The following is a 17646-nucleotide window of genomic DNA, read 5'->3' on the forward strand; positions in this document are numbered from 1 at the left end:
CAATGCCTGCTGACGCAGTGTCGAACACGGGGTCCACTTCGATCTTGCGGAAACGAACTGTTTCCCCCGCTGTAAATTGAAACTTTTATTAGTTCCCCTCTTCATAATCAAAATTCACGTGGGGTGGAAGGGTGGGATTTCGGCACTTGAGGGTGAATGGCCACGATTCGTACTCGCCGGTAAGTTGGCTCATTTCAACAGCACAGCCCGGCCGCGGGAGCGGCCGGGCTGTGCTGGATCCAAAGGTGCCGAAGCGGGTCACTCGGCGTAGAACGTCGCGTCCGCCCTGGCGAGCGTCGTGTCGGAGGGCGGGGTGTAGAGCAGGTAGTCGTAGTGCCGGAGGTAGCGGCCGGCGCCGCTGTACGACTCGAACGAGACACCGGAGGCCGTGTCGGCGAGGCCCGCCCGCCGGTAGAAGCTGGCGTCGTCCCTGAAGGCGGCGGTGCCGTCGTCCTTCTCCACCCAGACCTCGTTGTTCTTCTGGCGGAGGTAGTGGCCGGGGTCGAGAGCTGCTGCCGCTGGAGTGCGCTCGAGTACGTTCTGGTGAGCGGGAGCGAGTGGGCACGCGGCTGAGCCTGGGTTCTGGCAACAGGACCCACTCCCGCTCAGTCCTTAGGAACGGTGGTCATCCGGCCACAGGAAGCCCCGCCGTGCGCAGGACCCTGCGCTCGGCGTCGACCGCGAACACCTCGCACCCCTCGCGCGACGCGGCCCACTCGACGCCCTCCGCGCCCATCGCGAACGCCGCTGTCGCCGTCGCGTCCGCCTCGGTCAGTGACGGCGCCACGACGGTGACGCTGAGCAGCCCGGTGGCCGGCCGGCCGGTGCGCCCGTCGAGGATGTGGTCCCCGCGTTCGTAGCGCGCGGAGGTCGCGACCGCGCCGTCGGTGATCTCCAGCACCGTGCACAGCCGGTCGGCCCGCTCGGGATGGCGTACGCCCACCCGCCAGGGACCGCCCGCGGCCACCACGTCACCACCGGCGTTCAGACAGAACCGGGAGGTCCCCCGACCGCTGAGGAGATTCGCGGCCCGCTGCACCGACCAGCCCTTCACCATCGCGCAGGGATCCAGACCGCGGCCGGGCAGCCGCACGTCGAACGCGCCGCCGGTCGCGATCCGGTACTCCTCGCACAGGCCGAGGACCTCGGTCAGGTCCGGGCTGAGCTCGTGGGGGGTGAGCTCACCCCGGTCGAGCCGGGACACCTCGCTGTCCGCACGGAACGGGCTGAAGCGGGCGTCGACCTCGCGCAGCCACGCGAACACGGGGTCCGCGGTCTTCTCGGACGCGCTCTCGTCGTCGATCCGCAGTGAGACCGGGAACCCCATGACCTGTTCGACGCGCCGCATCCCGCTATCCCTTCGCGTCGAGGGCGGCCTGCAGCGACGTCACGTATCCGTCGCTGGTGATGGTGGCGCCGGACACCGAGTCGATGTCGGCGCTCTGGGCCTGGAGCGTCTCCTGGATCAGCTTCGGCACGGCCGCCGTGGTCTGCGGGTGGTTCGGCTGCTGGAGCATCCGCACCGAACTGATCTTGTCGCCCTCCAAGGTCACCTCCACCTGCACGGCGCCCTTGGAGGTGTTGACGGTGGAGCCCTGGACGACCTGGGAGGCCGCGGCCGAGGACGACGCGGACGAGGAAGGCGACGACGACGAAGACGACGAGGAAGAGGGTGAAGAAGACGAAGACGATGAAGATGAAGACGATGAAGACGGGGTCGAGGCGGGCGCGGCGACCTCGGTGGTCGTCGTCGTACCGGTCGACGGTGCGTAGCGCCACAGCGGGATCAGACCGGCGATGGAGAGGGCCACTACAGGCAGTGCTCGTTTCACGGTGTCTCTCTCATCCCGCCAGGCTGAAACGCTCGAAGTGGATCTGCGGCTTGGGCACGCCCAGGTCGCGCAGGGTGCGCAGCACCGCGCTCGTCATGGCGGGCGGCCCGCACACGAAGACGTCCCGTTCCGCGACGTCGGGCACGAGCCGCGCGAGCTCGCGCGGCGCCAGCTTGTCCGGCGTGGCCGGTCCGGTCACCACGTGCAGCTCGGCGCCCTTGGCGTACGCGAGCTCCCGCAGCTCGTCGAGGAGCACCGCGTCCCGGTCCGTGGCCACCCGGTAGATGAGCACGACATGGTCGTGCAGGTCCTCCAGCAGGGCCCGGATCGGGGTGATGCCCACGCCGCCCGCGACGAGCAGGGTCTCCGAGCGGGTGCGGTGCAGGGTGGTGAAGGCGCCGTAGGGGCCCTCGGCGAAGACCCGCGTGCCCACCTTCAGGTGCCGCAGGGCCGCGGTTCCCTCGCCGGCCGTCTTTGCGGTCAGCCGCAGCCGATTGCCGTCCGGGGCGGCCGACAGGGAGAACGGGTTGGCCTGCCACCAGCGGTCCTTGGTCAAGAACCGCCACAGGAAGAACTGCCCCGCCCGTGCGGGCAGCAGGTCGAGGTCGCGCCCGGTGACGTAGATCGAGACGACGTTGTCGGACTCGGGGACGACGGCCGAGACCCGCAGCTGGTGGCGCAGGTTCCGCCACACCGGAAGGATCACCCGGCCCAGGAACACCGAACCGAGCGCCACGCCCCACAGGCCCCACCAGTAGGCGGTGGCCGCGGACGAGGTGGTGAAGGTGGTGCCCACCGCGACCTGGTGCGTGAAGGCCAGCACCACCGCGACATACGTGTAGAGGTGGATGAAGTGCCAGGTCTCATAGGCCAGTCGGCGTCGCGCGAAGCGCGCCGACACCCCGCCGATCACGAGGATCAGGGCCAGCGCGACGATCGCGCGCAGCACGCCCTCGGTCGTCGTGGCCAGCTCCACCAGCTCGTCCCAGAAGGACGCCGACGCCGCACCGGCGTAGCCGAGGGTGATGAACAGCGCGTGCGACAGCAGCGTCCACAGCAGGCCGAAGCCGACCCAGCGGTGCCAGGAGGTCAGCCGGTCCATGCCGATCCGGTGGTCGAGCCACGGCAGACGGGCGACCAGCAACAGCTGGAAGGCCATCAGGAGCGCCCCGTACAGCCCCGCCAGCCGGCCGAGCATGATCAGGGTGTCCGAGCCGGGCCCGGCCTGGAGGAAGAACACGGTCACGACGGTCGCGTTCGCGGCCAGCAGGGCGTACAGCCCGGTGCGGGCCACCACCTTCGGGCGTATCGCCGTCGGGGGCGGCTGGACACGTTCGACAGTGGTCACGGAGAGCAGCTCCTCGTTCGGGTGTGGGGACACCGAGCCTGCCCGGTAAGAGCTGTCGTTTTCCTGTCGCTCAACTTTCAAGTGTTTATCGATGTGGATCAGGGACGCCGGCGGCTATGGCGTCGGCGGCCACGTCACGCACTATGAGCAGGTGGAAAAAGTGCGCCTCCTGGTCGTGGACGACGACCCTCCCATCGCCGACCTCGTCGCGACGGTCGCCCGCTACGAGGGCTGGGAGGCGATGACCGCGTACTCCGGAGAGGACGCGCTGCGCCGGGCCGCCGAGTTCCACCCCGACATCGTGGTGCTCGACCTGATGCTGCCCGGCCTCGACGGGTTCGCCGTCCTCGACCGGCTGCGGCAGTCCGGGACGATGGTGCCCGTCGTCTTCCTCACCGCCCGCGACGGCGTCGCGGACCGGGTCGCGGGCCTCACCCGAGGCGGCGACGACTACCTCGTCAAGCCGTTCGCCGTGGAGGAGCTCATGGCGCGGCTGCGGACCGTCCTGCGGCGCGCCGCGGGCCCCGGCTTCCAGCGCTCCGTGCTCCAGGTCGCCGACCTGACGATGGACGAGGACACCCGTGAGGTGCGGCGCGCCGACCGGCTGCTCACCCTCACCCCGACCGAGTACGAGGTCCTGCGCTACCTCATGCGCAAGTCGCCCACCGTCCTCACCAAAGCGCAGATCCTCGACCACGTGTGGGAGTACGGCTTCGGCGGCCGCTCCAACGTGGTGGAACTCGTCGTCAGCCGGCTGCGCCGCAAGCTCGACGGCAACGGCGAGTCCGACAGCGGCGAGTCGCTCATCCACACCGTGCGCGGCGTCGGGTACGTGGTGCGGCAGGTTGCCGAGTGAGCAGCCCCGGGACCGGCGGTGCGCTGCGCCGTCTGCGGGGCGCCTACCGCCGCACACGCCTGGGCACCCGGCTGGCCCTCGGCATCGGCGTGCTGTCCCTCGTCGTGTTCGCCGTCGTCGGCACGGCCCTGACGACGTACATGAAGGAGTACCTCGAACGTCAGCTCGGCGAGCAGATGAAGCTCGTCCAGGTCACCCAGTCCAAGGACGCCCAGGCGCACGGCATCGTCCAGCGGCGGCCCTACTACGGCTGGTTCACCGCCGTGTACGACGTCCAGGGCCGCACGGCGGTCCTGCGCAAGCCCGCCGACGTCCCCGCCGACACCGCCGAACTCACCGCCGTCGCCCAGGCGTTGCCGGACGGAGGTGACGCGCACCTGCTGCGCACCGCGCACATCGCGGGGGAGGGCACGTACAAACTGCGTGCCTGCGAGGTCGAACCCGGCGTCGTCCTCGTCACCGCGGCGCCCATGCAGGACATGCAGGCCACCGTGCGGCAGCTGATCACGGTCCAGGTCGTCACCTTCGCGCTCGCCCTGCTCGGGCTCGTCGTGATCGGCCGGACGGTCCTGCGGCGCGGGCTGAAGCCCTTCAGCGACATGGCCCACACCGCCCGCGGCATCACCTCGCACAACCTCACCGGCTCGGCGGGGCTGGAGGTGCGGGCCGGGGGCGGGCGCGGTGGACCCGAGGTCGAGGAACTGCGCACCGCGTTCAACACCATGCTGGAGCACATCGACGACGCGCTCGCCGTCCGCACCGAGGCCGAGCAGCGACTGCGCCGGTTCGTCGCGGACGCCTCGCACGAGCTGCGTACGCCCCTGATGTCGGTACGCGGCTACGCGGACCTCTTCCAGTACGCGGCCGCCAACGAGCCCGAGGAACGCGAGAAGCACCTGGCCCGGCTGCGTGCCGAGGCCGCCAGGATGGGCGTACTCCTCGACGACCTGCTCCTCCTCGCCCGCCTGGACGCCGCCGAGGCGGAGACCCCGCTGCGGCTGGAGGACGCGGACCTGACGGAACTGGCGCGGGAGGCCGCGGACGCCTTCCGCGCCGGGCGAGGGGAGCACGTGCTGTCCGTGACGGCCGGCCCCGACCCGGTGCGCCTGCGCCTGGACCCCCTGCGTATCCGGCAGGTCCTCGACAACCTGCTCACCAACGCCGCCATGCACACCCCGGCGGGGACGAAGGTGCGCCTGGAGGTGTCGGCCACGGGGGCGGGGCAGGCGGTGCGCGTCGGCTCGTCCGGCACGGCGGTCGTGCGGGTCTCCGACTCCGGGCCCGGGATCCCGGCCGCCGACCAGGAACGGGTCTTCGACCGGTTCTACCGTGTCGACAAGGCCCGTAGCCGCGACCGCGGCGGCAGCGGGCTGGGCCTCGCGGTCGCCCGCTCACTGGTGCGGGCCCACGGCGGCACCATCGAGGTGACCAGCCGCCCCGGCTCGACGACGTTCACGATCCGGCTCCCCCTCCCGCCCGCGCTCCCGTGACCACGGGGGAGTACCTCCACACGGCCGCCGTCGGCTCGCGCAGCCGGTCGCTCAGCCGGTCGCGCGGACCGCGTCGCGGATCAGGTCGGCGACCAGCTTCGGCCGGGACACCGCGACGGCGTGCGAGGCGCCCTCGACCTCCACGATCGTCGCTCCCGCACGCTTCGCGCCGAAGCGCTCGACCTCGGGGTTGATCGCCTGGTCCGCGGCGGCGACCAGGGCCCAGGACGGCTTGGTCTTCCACGCGGCGGCGGTGGCCGTCTCCGTGAACGCCCCGGCGGCGAGCGGACGCTGGGCGACCGCCAGCACCTTGGTGACATCGGCGGGGACGTCCGCGGCGAAGACGGCCGGGAACGCCTCGGGGACGATGGTGACCTCGACGGCCGGGTCACCGCCCTCGACCGGATACGTGGCCTGCTTCAGGCTGCTGCCCAGCGGCGAGTCGGGGAAGCGCCCCTGCAACTCGCCCAGGCTCTCGCCCTCCTCGAGGACGTACGCCGCCACGAAGACCAGGCCGACCACGTTCTGCGCGGTGCCCGCGACGGTGATGACCGCGCCGCCGTAGGAGTGGCCGACCAGCACGACGGGGCCGTCGATCTGCGCGGCCACCGAGGCGATGTACGCGGCGTCGGAGGCGAGGGAGCGCAGCGGGTTCGGCGGCGCGACGACGGGAATGCCGTGGTTCTGCAGTTCCGCGATGACGCCGGACCAGCTGGCGGCGTCGGCGAAGGCACCGTGCACGAGCAGGGCGGTGGGGGTGGTGTTCCCGGACATGACTGTTTCTCCTTGTCGGTCTTGTGGACCCGGTCAGCCCGCGTGCAGCGCGGTGTGCAGCGTGCGGGTGGCCATCGTCAGCGCGGCCTCGGCGGCGTGGGTGCCGCGCAGGGTGTTGAGCATCACGAAGTCGTGGATGATGCCCTGGAAGCGGACGGCGGTGACGGGCACGCCGGCCTCGCGCAGCTTGCCCGCGTAGGCCTCGCCCTCGTCGCGCAGGACGTCGGCCTCGCCGGTGATGACCAGGGCCGGGGGCAGGCCGGTGAGCTGCTCGGTGGTGGCGCGCAGCGGGGAGGCGGTGATCTGGGCGCGATCGGCCTCGTCGGTCGTGTACTGGTCCCAGAACCACTGCATGCCGTCGCGGCGCAGGAAGTAGCCGGTGGCGAACTGGTGGTAGGAGCCGGTGTCGAAGTTCGCGTCGGTGACCGGGTAGAACAGGACCTGCTGGAGCAGCGGGACATCGCCGCGCTCCTTGGCCATCAGGGTCAGCGCGGCGGTCATGTTGCCGCCGACGGAGTCGCCGGCCACCGCGAGGCGGCTGCCGTCCAGGCCCTTGGACGCGCCCTGCTGCACGACCCACCGGGCGACCGTGTAGTTCTGCTCGATGGCGACGGGGTAGCGGGCCTCGGGCGAGAGGTCGTACTCGGGGAAGACCACCGCGGCCTCGGCGCCGACGGCCAGTTCGCGGACCAGGCGGTCGTGGGTGTGGGCGTTGCCGAACACCCAGCCCGCGCCGTGGATGTAGAGGATCACCGGGAGGATGCCGGTGACGCCGGCGGGCTTGACGATCCGGGCCCGGACGCTGCCCGTCGGACCGCCCGGGACGGTGACCCACTCCTCGTCGATGTCCGGCATCTCGATCTCGCCGGACTGCACCTCGTCGACGGCCTTGCGACCCTCCGCAGGCGCGAGGTCGAACAGGTACGGCGGATTGGCGGTGGCTTCCGCGAAGGCGGCGGCTGCCGGTTCCAGTACAGGCTTGACCGGCTCTACGGCGTCGGACATGGGGATCTCCTGAAGCGTCGTTCCTGGGTACGCCGGGCGATGCTCCGGCCTCGCAGCCACGCTAGAGGCGCGGTGCGGGCCTGAATGGTCCGTCAGCGCACGGCCGTTGAACTCACAGCGCCCAACGCGTCGACCGTCTCAGCGGCGGCCGGTGGGCGTGGCGCGGCCGACGGTGTCCCGCCATTCGCTGGGCGACATGCCGTACGCGGCCCGGAAGACCCGGCTGAAGTGGGTGGCGCTCATGAACCCCCAGCGGTTGGCCACCGCCGCGATGGTCCGACCGCCCCGGGCCCGGATCATCAGGTCCCGGCGGCACTCCTCGAGCCGGCGCCGCTGGATCCACCGGCCGACCGTGGTGCCCTCGTCCTGGAAGAGCCGGTGCAGATAGCGCGCGGAGATGTGATGGGCCCCGGCGATCGTCTCGGGGGAGAGGTTCTCGTCGGTCAGGTGCAGGTCGATGAACTCCAGGATCCGGGCCCTCAGTGGCGTCCGGGCGTCGGGCGTCGCGGTGGCGTCCCGGTTCAGCCGCTCGGTGGCGAGGGTGGCCAGCACGTTCACGGCGTTCCAGGCGAGCAGCTCGCCGACCGGCGGCAGGGACGAGGAGGCCGTGTCGGCGAGTTCCGACAGGAACGGTGACAGCAGGCTGCCCAGCCGGGACACACGGGGTACCGGTGTCCCCGCGAGCCGGGCCACATCGGCCGCGTCGAGCCCGAGCGACTCGTACGGCACGAGGAACACCTTCATGCGGAAACGCTCGGGGAAGTCGAGCGTCGCCGGACCGTGCGCGTCGTAGAAGCAGATGTCTCCCGGCCCGAGGAAGACGTCCTCGGGCTGCCCCGGACCGTGCGCGCCGTTCCCGCCTCGCACGCCTGCCGCACCTCGTACGTCTGCCGCGCCCCGTATGCCTACGAAGAGGTACTCGCCGCTGTCCCGGGCGACCAACCGGTGTGCCCGCCGGGCCGGGTAGGGCCGGCCCGCCCCGGGCAGCTCCGCGGGCGCCGTGCCCGAGACGACGATGTCGAGGCCCATGGGCATGCGGCACCTACCGGCCTCATCCGTCTCACCCGTCTCGTCCGTCTCACCGCGGTCGGTCCGAGTGGTGCTGAAACTGGACGTCATCCGCCGTTGCCTCCGAGCCCTGCCGAACTGTCGAGAGGAGCGGCGACGCCTCGTGGGACGGTCGTCCACTCCGCTCGGAGAGTAGGTCGGGGCGAGTTCAAAAAGAGTGACGCGGGAGTGACAGGGGCTCCGTCGCGTCGGCCTCGTCGGCCTCCGCGAGCTCGGCGGCGAACGCGCGCAGCAGGGTGTGCACGGTGTAGCGGCCCGGCGCGTCTTCGCACACGAGATGGGCGTCGGCGAGACGGCCGAGGATCGGCCGGGCCTCCCGGGGCGACAGACCGGCGAGGCCGGCGACGGTGTCCGCCGCGATGCCGGGGCCGGGGTGCAGCGCCACGAGGCAAAACAGCCGGGCGTCGCCGGGCGGCAGCGACCGGTGGGACGCGGCGAACGCGGCGCGGGCGTCGGCCGTCCCGCCCACGCCCGTGAAGGCGTCGAGGCTCCCGTGCGCGGCGCGGAGTTCGGCGGCGAGGGCGGCCAGCGGGAAGTCGGGGCGGCTGACGGCGCGCGCGGCCACGATGGCCAGGGCCAGCGGCAGCCGGCCGCAGCGGTCGATGATCTCCTCGGTCGCCTCGGGCTCGGCGGCCGACCGGCGGTGGCCGACGCGCAGGGCCAGTGTGGCGCGGGCGTCGGCGGCGGAGGGGAGTTCCAGACGCAGCGGCCGGGCCCCGGAGGCGATCAGACCGGGCAGCCGGTCACGGCTGGTGACCACGGCCAGACAGCCCGGGGCGGTGGGCAGCAGCGGACGTACGTGCTCGGTGCGGGCGGCGTCGTCGAGCACGACGAGGACCCGGCGGTCCGTCAGCAGCTCGCGGTAGAGGTTCGTGAGCGCGGCCACGTCGTCCGGGAGGTGCCGGGGCGGTGCTCCGAGTGCCGCCACCAACCCGCGCAGCGCCTCCACGGGTTCAGGCGCGGGCCTGGCGGCCGTGTCGTGGCCGCGCAGCTCGACGTAGAGCTGACCGTCCGGGAACCGATGTGCGACCTCATGGGCCCAGTGCACGACCGACGCGGTCTTCCCGACGCCCGCCATTCCGCTGACCAGGATCGTCCCGGGCGAACCGGAGGACGCCGCCGTCCCGGCGAGGGCGGTCAGCTTCCCGAGTTCCTCACTCCGACCGGCGAAGACCGTCAGGCCGGGCGGCAACTGGGCGGGCCGGGCAAGGGGTTTCACCGGTTCGGACAGCGCTGTCCTGACCGGTCGGTGCGCCGGGGGCGCGGACGCGCGCACCTCCTGACGGAGGACCCGGGTGTGGGCCTCGCTCAGCTCGGTGCCCGGGGCGACCCGCAACTCCGCGGCCAGTCGGCGCCGTACCTCCTCGTACGCCGTCAGCGCCTCGGCCTGCAGTCCGCAGGCCGCCAGCACCATCACGAGCCGGGCGTGCAGGGACTCGTCCAGGGGCTCCAGTTCGACGGCCCGGCGCAGGCTCGGCAGCACGAGGCCCGCCGTGCCGCACAGCAGGGCCGCGTCGGCCGCCATCCGTGTGGTGAGCACGAGTTCGTGCTCCACGGCGCGGAACAGGGCGTGCGCGCGAGCCGACGCGGGGAGCCCCATCGCCACCGGCCCGCGCCACTCGCCGAGGGCCCCGACGAACTGCCGTACCGCCACCTCGGGCCGACCGGTGGCGACCGCCCGCCTGCCCCGCAGGGTGAGCTCGCGGAACCTCAGCAGATCGATCTCGTCCGGCTCCGCGTCCAGGAGGTAGGCACCGGTGCGGCGCGACAGACGGCGGCCGGGCGCCCGGGGCGGCAGCCCCGGTTCGAGCAGCCGCCGCAGCGCACCGACGTAGCGGCGCACCACGTTCGGGGCGCTGGCCGGCGGACGGCTCGCCCAGAGCACCTCCACGATCTCGCTCACCTGCACCGGCCGCCCCGCCCGCACCATGAGCAGCCCCAGGAGGGCGCGTTGCTGCGGGAACCCCAGATCGAGTTCCCGCTCGGCCCGCCGGACCCGCAACGGGCCCAGCACCTCGAACCGCATCACCTCGATCCGCATCACCTCGTCGAACTCTGCCATGCGCTGGGGGACATGCCGTAGGCGTCCCGGAAGGTGCGGCTGAAGTGCGAGGGGCTGGTGAACCCCCAGCGCTGCGCCACGGCGGCCACGCTCGGCCTGCGGTTCCCGCTCCGGCCCAGCTCGCGCCGGCACGCTTCCAGCCTGCGCCGCCGTATCCACTGGCCCACCGTGGTGCCCTCCTGCTGGAAGAGCTTGTGCAGGTAGCGGACGGAGATGTGGTGGGCGAGCGCGATCGACTCCGGTGACAGATCCGGATCCGTCAGACGCTCTTCGATGAAGGCCTGGATCCGGGACACCGTCTCGGCACCGACGTCCGACGTGTCGGGGGTTTCCTCGCCGAGGAGTTGCATGACGAGCACGGCGACGAGGTCGACGGCGGAGCGGGCGAGCCGGTGGCCCGTCCTCGACCCGCGGAAGTCAGTCTCGGCGGCGAGCGACGAGAGGAAGTGGGACACCAGCGCGCCGACGCCCTCGTCGCCCCGCAGGCGCCGGCCCATGACCCGGTGCAGGTCCGAGGGCGGCACCCCCAGGTGACCGCGGGGCACCCGGAAGACCGTCAGCCGGCAAGGGCCGCTGAAACGCAGGTGGTCACGCCGGGCCGGATCGTGGAACACCAGGTCGCCGGGGGCCAGGAACACCTGGGTGCCGCCCCGTGTCACCGAGACCGAGCCCTGGACGTGCAGGCCCAGGTGCAGGAACGCGTCGTCGGTCGTGTCCGGCAGCCGGAAGAGACGACGGACCGGTGCGGTGTCGCGCGGCATCACCGAGTCGATCATGAGGACTCCCTAGGTGAGATGTCGGGCCCAGGGCCCTGACTGAGGAAATACTCGACGTCCATGCTCGCCCTTGTGGATCGCGGGCGTCCGCGCGGTCCGGGCGTTCGCGCGCGTTCAGGCGGAGCCGAGTCGCTCGGCGCGTTCACGCAGTCGGGCGCGGACCTGTTCGGCGTCGGGGTGGCCGAGTCCGGTGAGCAGGACGAGGGCCGCCCGCCAGGATGCGCGGGCGCTCGCGTGGTTGCCCATCGCGAGGTGGGTGTCGCCGAGGCGGGTGAGGGTGTCGGCCTCCGGATACGGCACCCCGAGCTCCCGGTAGAGGGAGAGCGCGTTGCGGTAGCCGAGCAGGGCGTGCGGATGGCGGCCCAGGTGCTGGTAGGCGTAGGCGATGCTGTCCCAGGTGCCCGCCTGGCCGTAGCGGTCCCCCAGGTCCTGAAGCATGGTCAGGGCCTCGAAACAGTGACTCAGCGCCTGCCGGTGCTCGCCGAGCAGGGCGTGGTACCAGCCCACGGAGTTGAGGACGCTGGCCTGTGCGGCTCGCAGGCCGGCGCTCCGGAACAGCTCCAGGGCCAGCTGGTTGTGGCGCAGGGCACCGGACAGGTCGCCCCGCTGCTCGCTCTCCCAGCCCAGACTTCGGTGGGTGTCGGCCCGTCCGACCGCGTCTCCCAGCCCGGTGAAGAGCTCCAGAGCGCGTTCGAGACGCGGGCGCGAGCGGTCGTGCAGGCCCAGCCTGCCCTCCGCGCGGGCCAACGCCCGCAGTCCGCGGGCCTTCATCGCCGGGTCCCCGAGCCGCTCGGCGGCGTCGAGCGCGGTCTGTTCGACGACCGCCCAGTCGTGCCAGGCTCCGCGCCGGTCGAAGAAGGGCTCGAGGGACCAGGCGAGCAGACAGGCGAGCCGGTCGTGACCGGAGCCCACGGCCGCGTCGACGACGGCGAGCAGCCCCGCGTATTCGGCCGCGAGCCAGGCCAGTGCGGCGGTGTCGTCGGCGAGCGGCTCGGGGACGCTCTCGGGAGCGGGCGGCTCCAGCGGCATCGGGTCGTCGTGCGGGGCGAGCAGCAGACCGGCCGCGCGGGCGGTGTGCAGACAGTGCTCGAACAGCCGCCGGACGGCCGCGCCACGCTCCTCCTCGCAGTCCTGGGTGTGGACGAGTTCGGTGGCGTGGGCGCGCAGCAGGTCGTGGAAGGCGTACCGGCCGGGAGCGTGTTCGTTGAGGAGGTGGACGCCGGTCAGTTCGCCCAGCAGCCGCCGGGTTGCGCGCACCGGACGTCCGGCGAGGGCGGCCGCGGCCGGTACGGAGAGGTCGGGGCCGGGATGCAGGGCGAGCAGCCGGAAGAGCCGGGCGGCCGGGGCGGAGACGGCGGCCAGGGACCAGGAGAAGACCGCGCCGACGTCCGCCGAGGTGTCGGGGCGGGCGAAGGCCTCCAGACTGCCGTGCGCCTCGCGCAGTTCGGCGGCGATCGCCGACAGGGTGAAGTCGGGGTGGGTGGCCGCGCGGGCGGCGACGCAGGCCAGGGCGAGCGGCAGCCCGGCGCACAGAGCGGTGATCTCGGCCACGGCCCAGGGCTCGGCGTCGATGCGCGCGGCGCCCAGCCGCCGGGCGAGGAAGGCGCGGGCCTGGCCGGCGTCGAAGGGACGCAGGGTCAGTGAGCGGGCTCCGTGCGCGGCCACCAGCCCGGACAGCTGGTTGCGGCTGGTGACGAGGGTGAGACACCCGGGGGTGCCGGGGAGCAGCGGTTTCACCTGGTCGGTGTCGCGGGCGTTGTCCAGCAGGACGAGGAAGCGACGCCCGGCCAACAGGCTGCGGTAGAGCGCGGCTTGGGCGTCCACGCCGTGCGGGACGCGCTCGGGCGGCACGCCCAGTGTGTCCAGGAACCCGCGCACGGCCTCGGCCGGGTTCATGACGGCGCCTGACGGGTCGAACCCCCGCAGATTGACGTAGAGCTGCCCGTCGGGGAATTGGTCGGCGACCTGATGGGCCCAGTGCACGGCCAGTGTGGTCTTCCCGATTCCGGCCATGCCGCCGATGGCGCCGATCACCACCGTCTCCGCGGGCGCCCTCTCACCGGTGAGCGGCCCGAGTGCCTCGTCCAGTTCGGGTTCCCGCCCGGTGAACGTCGGCAGGTCGTGGGGGAGTTGGGCGGGAGTCGGCACCGGAGGCGTCCGTGGATCGGCGGAGTCCCGGCCCGTTTCACCGGCCTCGGAGGCGACCGCGCCCGTCTCGGCCACGACCGTCCGGGATACGTCCGTAGCCGCCGTGGCGGGGTCGTTCAGCAGCACCGTCCGGTGGGCTTCGCGCAGCTCCGGACCCGCGTCGATGCCCAGCTCACCGGCGAGCCGGGCACAGGCCTCCCGGTAGGTGCTCAGCGCCTCGGCACGACGAGCGTCGGCGGCCAGCGCGAGAATCAGCCGTGACAGCAGCGGTTCGTCCAATGGATGCTCGGCGGCGGCCCTTTGCAATGCGGGCAGGACCGTGCCGGGGAGACCGGCGAGCAGCGCCGCGTCGGCCGCCTCCTGCACGGCGGTGACGTACTCGCGGCCGAGCAGGCCGAACGCCGCGTGCGCCCGTACCTCCGCGCCGATCCCGGTCGCGACCGGCCCCTGCCACAGGGACAGCGCCTCGGCGAACAGCTCCGCGCTGCGTGCGGGCACCCCCTCCGCGGCGGCCTGCCGGGCCTGGTCCCGCAGTTCACGGAAGCGCAGGAGGTCCAGGGAGCCGCTGTCGGTGAGCAGCCGGTAGCCGCCCGCGTCCCGTACCAGCCAGTGGCCCGTCGCCCGTGCGGGCAGTCCGGGCTCCAGCAGCCGGCGCAGCGCACCGACGAGACGGTGCACCACGTTGACGGCGCTGTGCGGCGGGCCGTGCCCCCACAGCGCGCCCACGATCTCGCCCATGCCGACCGGTTGATCGGCCCGCGCCAGCAGCAGCGCCAGCAGCGCCCTCTCCTGAGGACGCCCCAGGTCCAGTTCCGTTCCCGCCCGCCAGGCACGGACCGGCCCCAGAACCGAGAACCGCACCGGCTCCAGCTCCAATTCGCCCCCTCCTCAAAGAACCCCCAGGGATTCCACCCAGGGGATTCCACCCCAGGGATTGACCCTACGTCACAGAGTGTGTTACCGCGCGTCACAGGCCGGCCCGGGCGGCGGCACGGCTGGCGGAGTGGGGCGAGGGCCGCCCGGAGCGGTGTGGACTACGGGAGCGTCCCGAGACGGTCCTCAGCATGCTCGCGCAGCAAATCCCGTAGTTTCAGTGCCGCCGGGAGCGGGGCGGCGGGCAGCGCCAGGTGGATCGTCCGTCGCAGAGCGGGGTCGTCGAGGCGGCACAGGGCGAGTTCGGCCGGGACCGCCCAGGCGGCCAGCGAAGGGACGAGCGCCACTCCCAGCCCTGCGGCCGCGTAGCCGAACTTGCCGGTCCACTCCGCGATTCTGATGATCTTCCTGGGGCTGAAGCCGGCCCGGGCACAGGCGTCGGCGAGCATCGTGGGACGGTCGCCGTACGCGTCCTGGAGCCATGCCTCGTCGCGCAGATCGCGCAGGTCGATCGAGCCGGCCCCGGCCAGGGGATGCTCGCGGTGGAGGGCGACGAACAACTCGTCCTCCAGCAGCGCGGCCGTCGTGATGCCGTCGGCCGACGGCAGACCGGACGGATAGTCGCTGACCACGGCGAGGTCGAGCTCCCCCTCCGCGAGGCGCTCCATCAGCGTGGCGCTGCGGCCTTCGACCGCGACGACCGAGACGTCCGGCCTGGCCCGCCCGAACTCCCGCAGGGCGGCGGGCACCAACGAGATGTTCGCGGTCGCGAAAGCTCCCACACGGAGCATCCCGCCGTGGCCCGCGTGGATCACGGTCAGCTCCTGCTCCGCCCGCGACAGACGGTTCAGTACGTCCACGGCGTGGCGTCGCAGCGCCCGACCCGCGGGATTCAGCCGTACTCCACGGGGGAGCCGGTCGAACAGCGGCCCACCTGCCTGCTGTTCCAGGGCGGCGATCCGCCGGGACACCGCGGACTGCGTGTAGTTGAGCCGGACCGCGGCGCCGGTGAACGACCCGGTGTCGGCCACGGTCACCAGCAGACGCAGCGCGTCGATCTCGAACACATCGCCTCCAGCGCGTCCCCTGAACACATTCCTTCAGCGCATGGCTTCCATGCAATCCAGTCGCTGGTGGAATGTCCAGCCCCTTCGTAACGTCAGATGACGTCGCCGATCCGAGGAGGAAGCGTGACCGCGTTGCCTGCGATGCTGGCCGATCTCGAGGAACTGGTGGTCTGCGAGTCCTTCTCCGCCGACCACGCGGCACTGGCCCGCAGCGCCGAGGTGGTCGGCGCTCTCGGAGCGAGACTGCTGGGCGCGGCGGCGGAGACGATCGTGGTCGACGGTGTGACCCACCTGCGGTGGGCCTTCGGCACACCGCGCGTGCTGCTGCTGGGACACCACGACACGGTGTGGCCCGTGGGCTCGTTGGAGACGCACCCCTGGTCGGTGGCCGACGGGATCGCCCGGGGCCCCGGGGTCCTGGACATGAAGGCGGGGCTGGTGCAGATGTTCCACGCGCTGGCCTCCCTGCCGTCCCCGGAGGGCGTGTGCGTGCTGGTCAACGGGGACGAGGAGATCGGCTCCCCGACCTCCCGGGAGCTGATCGAGGAGGCTGCGCGCGGTTGCGCGGCCACCTTCGTTCTGGAGGCGTCCGCGAACGAGGCGGGCGCGCTCAAGACCGCCCGAAAGGGCACCTCACGGTATGAGGTCGTGGTGCACGGCAAGGCCGCCCACGCGGGGTTGGAACCGCACAGGGGGATCAACGCCGCGGTCGAGGCCGCTCACCAAGTGCTGGCCATCGCCGGTCTCGTGGCCCCGGCCGGTGCCGTCGGTACGACCTGTCCGGTTCTGGGGGCGACGACCATCACGCCCACCCTGATGTCGGCAGGCAGCACGCTCAACACCGTGCCCGCGCTGGCGAGCGTATCGGTGGACGTGCGTGTGCCGACCCTGGCGGCTCAGGACCGGACGGACGAGCTCATGCGGGCGCTCACCGCCCGGACACCCGGCGCCCGGCTGACGGTACGGGGCGGCAGGAAGCGGCCGCCGATGGAACCGGAGTCCTCCGCCGAACTGTTCGCCCTGGCCTCCCGCATCGCGTCGGAGCTGGGCCAGGAACCACTGCGGGGGGTCGCCGTCGGCGGTGCCTCGGACGGCAACTTCACGGCGGCCGCGGGCTGCCCGACGCTGGACGGTCTGGGCGCCGTCGGCAGCGGTGCCCACGCGGACACCGAGCATGTGCAGGTCGCCCGGATGATCCCCCGTACCCGCCTGCTGGCCCAACTCGTCGCCCGGACCCTCGCCATACCTACGTGAAGCGCGCGGCGGAGCGGCGCCCGTGCCCGGGTGCCCGACCTCGCCGTCGACACGGAGTCTGCGCGCGGCCGTGTTCGCGGTCCGGCTGGGACACCGTCAGCGTCGGGGTTGCCGGTCGTCGTTCGCGTCGGCGCGGGGCCGTGAGCGGAAAGTCCGGCGGTAGGTGTCCGGAGGCACGCCGACCGTCCGGTTGAAGTGTCGCCGCAGCGTTGTCGCGGTGCCCATGCCGGTGGCTGTCGCGATGGCGTCGACGACCTCGTCGGTGGACTCCAGCAACTCCTGGGCTCGGCGGATCCGTTGTGTCAGCAGCCATTGCAGCGGAGTGGTGCCGGTCACCGCCCTGAAGTGGCGGCCCAGATTCCGCGAACTCATCCGGGCATGGCGTGCCAGGTCCTCCACGGTGAGTGGACGGTCGAGGCGTTCGATCACCCAGGGGAGCAGCGCGGCGAGCGGGTGGTCGTCCCGGGTGGGCACCGGAGCGGCGACGAACTGGGCCTGGCCGCCGGCTCGGTGCGGCGGCACGACCAGACGACGGGCGACGGCGTTGGCGACGGACGAGCCGTGGTCGAGACGGACGAGGTGCAGGCACAGGTCCATCGCGGCGGCCTTGCCGGCGGAGGTGAGCACGCTGCCGTTGTCCACGTAGAGCACGTCCGGATCGACCTCCACCCGCGGGTAGCGGGCGGCCAGGGCCCCGGTGTGCGCCCAATGGGTGGTCGCGCGCCTCCCGTCCAGCAGACCGGCGGCGGCCAGCACGAACGCGCCCGTGCACAGGGAGGCCACGCGCGCCCCTGCCTCGTGGGCCGCACGCACCGCGCCGACGAGATCGGCGGGCGGGTCCTCGTCGGCGTCCGCCCAGCCGGGGACGATCACCGTGTCGGCATGCCGGAGCCGGTCGAGCCCCTGGTCGGGCTCCAACCGGAACCGGCCGAGCCGTACGGCGTCCGACCCGCACACCTCGACGTCGTACCAGGGGACGGCCACGTCGACCGGAGCGGCACCGAACACCTCGTAGGCCATGGACAGTTCGAAGTGCAGCATCCCCTCGGTGACGGCCAGCGCGACGGTAACCATGTCCGGAATTGTACGGGGG

14 protein-coding genes and 1 pseudogene are annotated in these 17646 nt (G+C 72.4%); 3 read left to right on the forward strand and 12 right to left on the reverse strand.

Annotated features, from left to right (window positions below; genetic code table 11):
* Positions 1–258: 258 nt before the first annotated feature.
* The 4 genes and pseudogenes from OG798_RS39750 to OG798_RS39765 all read right to left on the reverse strand — a co-directional run.
* Positions 259–501: pseudogene (locus OG798_RS39750) on the reverse strand (AbfB domain-containing protein); the annotation flags it as partial.
* A 124-nt stretch (positions 502–625) separates the two neighbouring features.
* Positions 626–1348: an FAD:protein FMN transferase gene (locus OG798_RS39755; RefSeq protein WP_328758575.1), complete on the reverse strand. Its 723-nt coding sequence runs from the start codon at positions 1346–1348 to the stop codon at positions 626–628.
* A 4-nt stretch (positions 1349–1352) separates the two neighbouring features.
* On the reverse strand, positions 1353–1832 hold the full coding sequence (locus OG798_RS39760) for an FMN-binding protein (RefSeq protein ID WP_328758576.1): 480 nt from the start codon (positions 1830–1832) through the stop codon (positions 1353–1355).
* A gap of 10 nt (positions 1833–1842) precedes the next feature.
* The gene (locus OG798_RS39765) at positions 1843–3180 is read right to left on the reverse strand and encodes a ferredoxin reductase family protein (protein WP_267063141.1); all 1338 of its coding nucleotides are present in this window, start codon (positions 3178–3180) and stop codon (positions 1843–1845) included.
* Positions 3181–3271: 91 nt separating this feature from the next.
* Here OG798_RS39765 and OG798_RS39770 point away from each other — a divergent pair, with 91 nt between their 5' ends.
* Both OG798_RS39770 and OG798_RS39775 read left to right on the forward strand, forming a co-directional pair.
* Positions 3272–4036 carry a response regulator transcription factor gene (locus OG798_RS39770; protein ID WP_257016522.1) on the forward strand — a complete coding sequence of 255 codons (765 nt, stop codon included), beginning with the start codon at positions 3272–3274 and terminating at the stop codon, positions 4034–4036.
* The gene (locus OG798_RS39775) at positions 4033–5526 is read left to right on the forward strand and encodes a sensor histidine kinase (RefSeq protein ID WP_267063142.1); all 1494 of its coding nucleotides are present in this window, start codon (positions 4033–4035) and stop codon (positions 5524–5526) included. The genes OG798_RS39770 and OG798_RS39775 overlap by 4 nt, the downstream gene beginning before the upstream one ends.
* A gap of 51 nt (positions 5527–5577) precedes the next feature.
* Here OG798_RS39775 and OG798_RS39780 read toward each other — a convergent pair whose 3' ends face one another.
* From OG798_RS39780 to OG798_RS39810, 7 genes are all read right to left on the reverse strand, one after another.
* Entirely contained in the window at positions 5578–6300 is a 723-nt protein-coding gene (locus OG798_RS39780) for an alpha/beta fold hydrolase (RefSeq protein WP_267063143.1), read from the reverse strand.
* Between the two features lie 33 nt (positions 6301–6333).
* Positions 6334–7305 carry an alpha/beta hydrolase gene (locus tag OG798_RS39785; RefSeq protein ID WP_267063144.1) on the reverse strand — a complete coding sequence of 324 codons (972 nt, stop codon included), beginning with the start codon at positions 7303–7305 and terminating at the stop codon, positions 6334–6336.
* Positions 7306–7443: 138 nt separating this feature from the next.
* The gene (locus OG798_RS39790) at positions 7444–8340 is read right to left on the reverse strand and encodes a helix-turn-helix domain-containing protein (protein ID WP_328758577.1); all 897 of its coding nucleotides are present in this window, start codon (positions 8338–8340) and stop codon (positions 7444–7446) included.
* 181 nt (positions 8341–8521) lie between these two features.
* Positions 8522–10435 (reverse strand): AfsR/SARP family transcriptional regulator, encoded by a 1914-nt coding sequence (locus OG798_RS39795; RefSeq protein WP_328758578.1) that lies wholly within the window; start codon positions 10433–10435, stop codon positions 8522–8524.
* Positions 10414–11211, reverse strand: coding sequence for a helix-turn-helix domain-containing protein (locus OG798_RS39800; RefSeq protein WP_328758579.1), 798 nt, complete (start codon positions 11209–11211; stop codon positions 10414–10416). Before OG798_RS39800 ends, OG798_RS39795 begins: the two co-directional genes overlap by 22 nt.
* 114 nt (positions 11212–11325) lie before the next feature.
* Positions 11326–14235, reverse strand: a complete 2910-nt coding sequence (locus OG798_RS39805) for an AfsR/SARP family transcriptional regulator (RefSeq protein WP_328758580.1) — start codon at positions 14233–14235, stop codon at positions 11326–11328.
* Between the two features lie 158 nt (positions 14236–14393).
* Positions 14394–15299 (reverse strand): LysR family transcriptional regulator, encoded by a 906-nt coding sequence (locus OG798_RS39810; protein ID WP_267063149.1) that lies wholly within the window; start codon positions 15297–15299, stop codon positions 14394–14396.
* A 141-nt stretch (positions 15300–15440) separates the two neighbouring features.
* Between OG798_RS39810 and OG798_RS39815 the strand changes: the two genes are divergently transcribed.
* Positions 15441–16553, forward strand: a complete 1113-nt coding sequence (locus OG798_RS39815) for a M20 family metallopeptidase (protein WP_328760132.1) — start codon at positions 15441–15443, stop codon at positions 16551–16553.
* 96 nt (positions 16554–16649) lie between these two features.
* On the opposite strand, the gene OG798_RS39820 is transcribed toward OG798_RS39815, so the two are convergent.
* Positions 16650–17627, reverse strand: a complete 978-nt coding sequence (locus OG798_RS39820; protein WP_328758582.1) for a helix-turn-helix domain-containing protein — start codon at positions 17625–17627, stop codon at positions 16650–16652.
* Positions 17628–17646: the final 19 nt, after the last annotated feature.

It is taken from the genome of Streptomyces sp. NBC_00271, assembly GCF_036178845.1.
Lineage (GTDB): Bacteria > Actinomycetota > Actinomycetes > Streptomycetales > Streptomycetaceae > Streptomyces.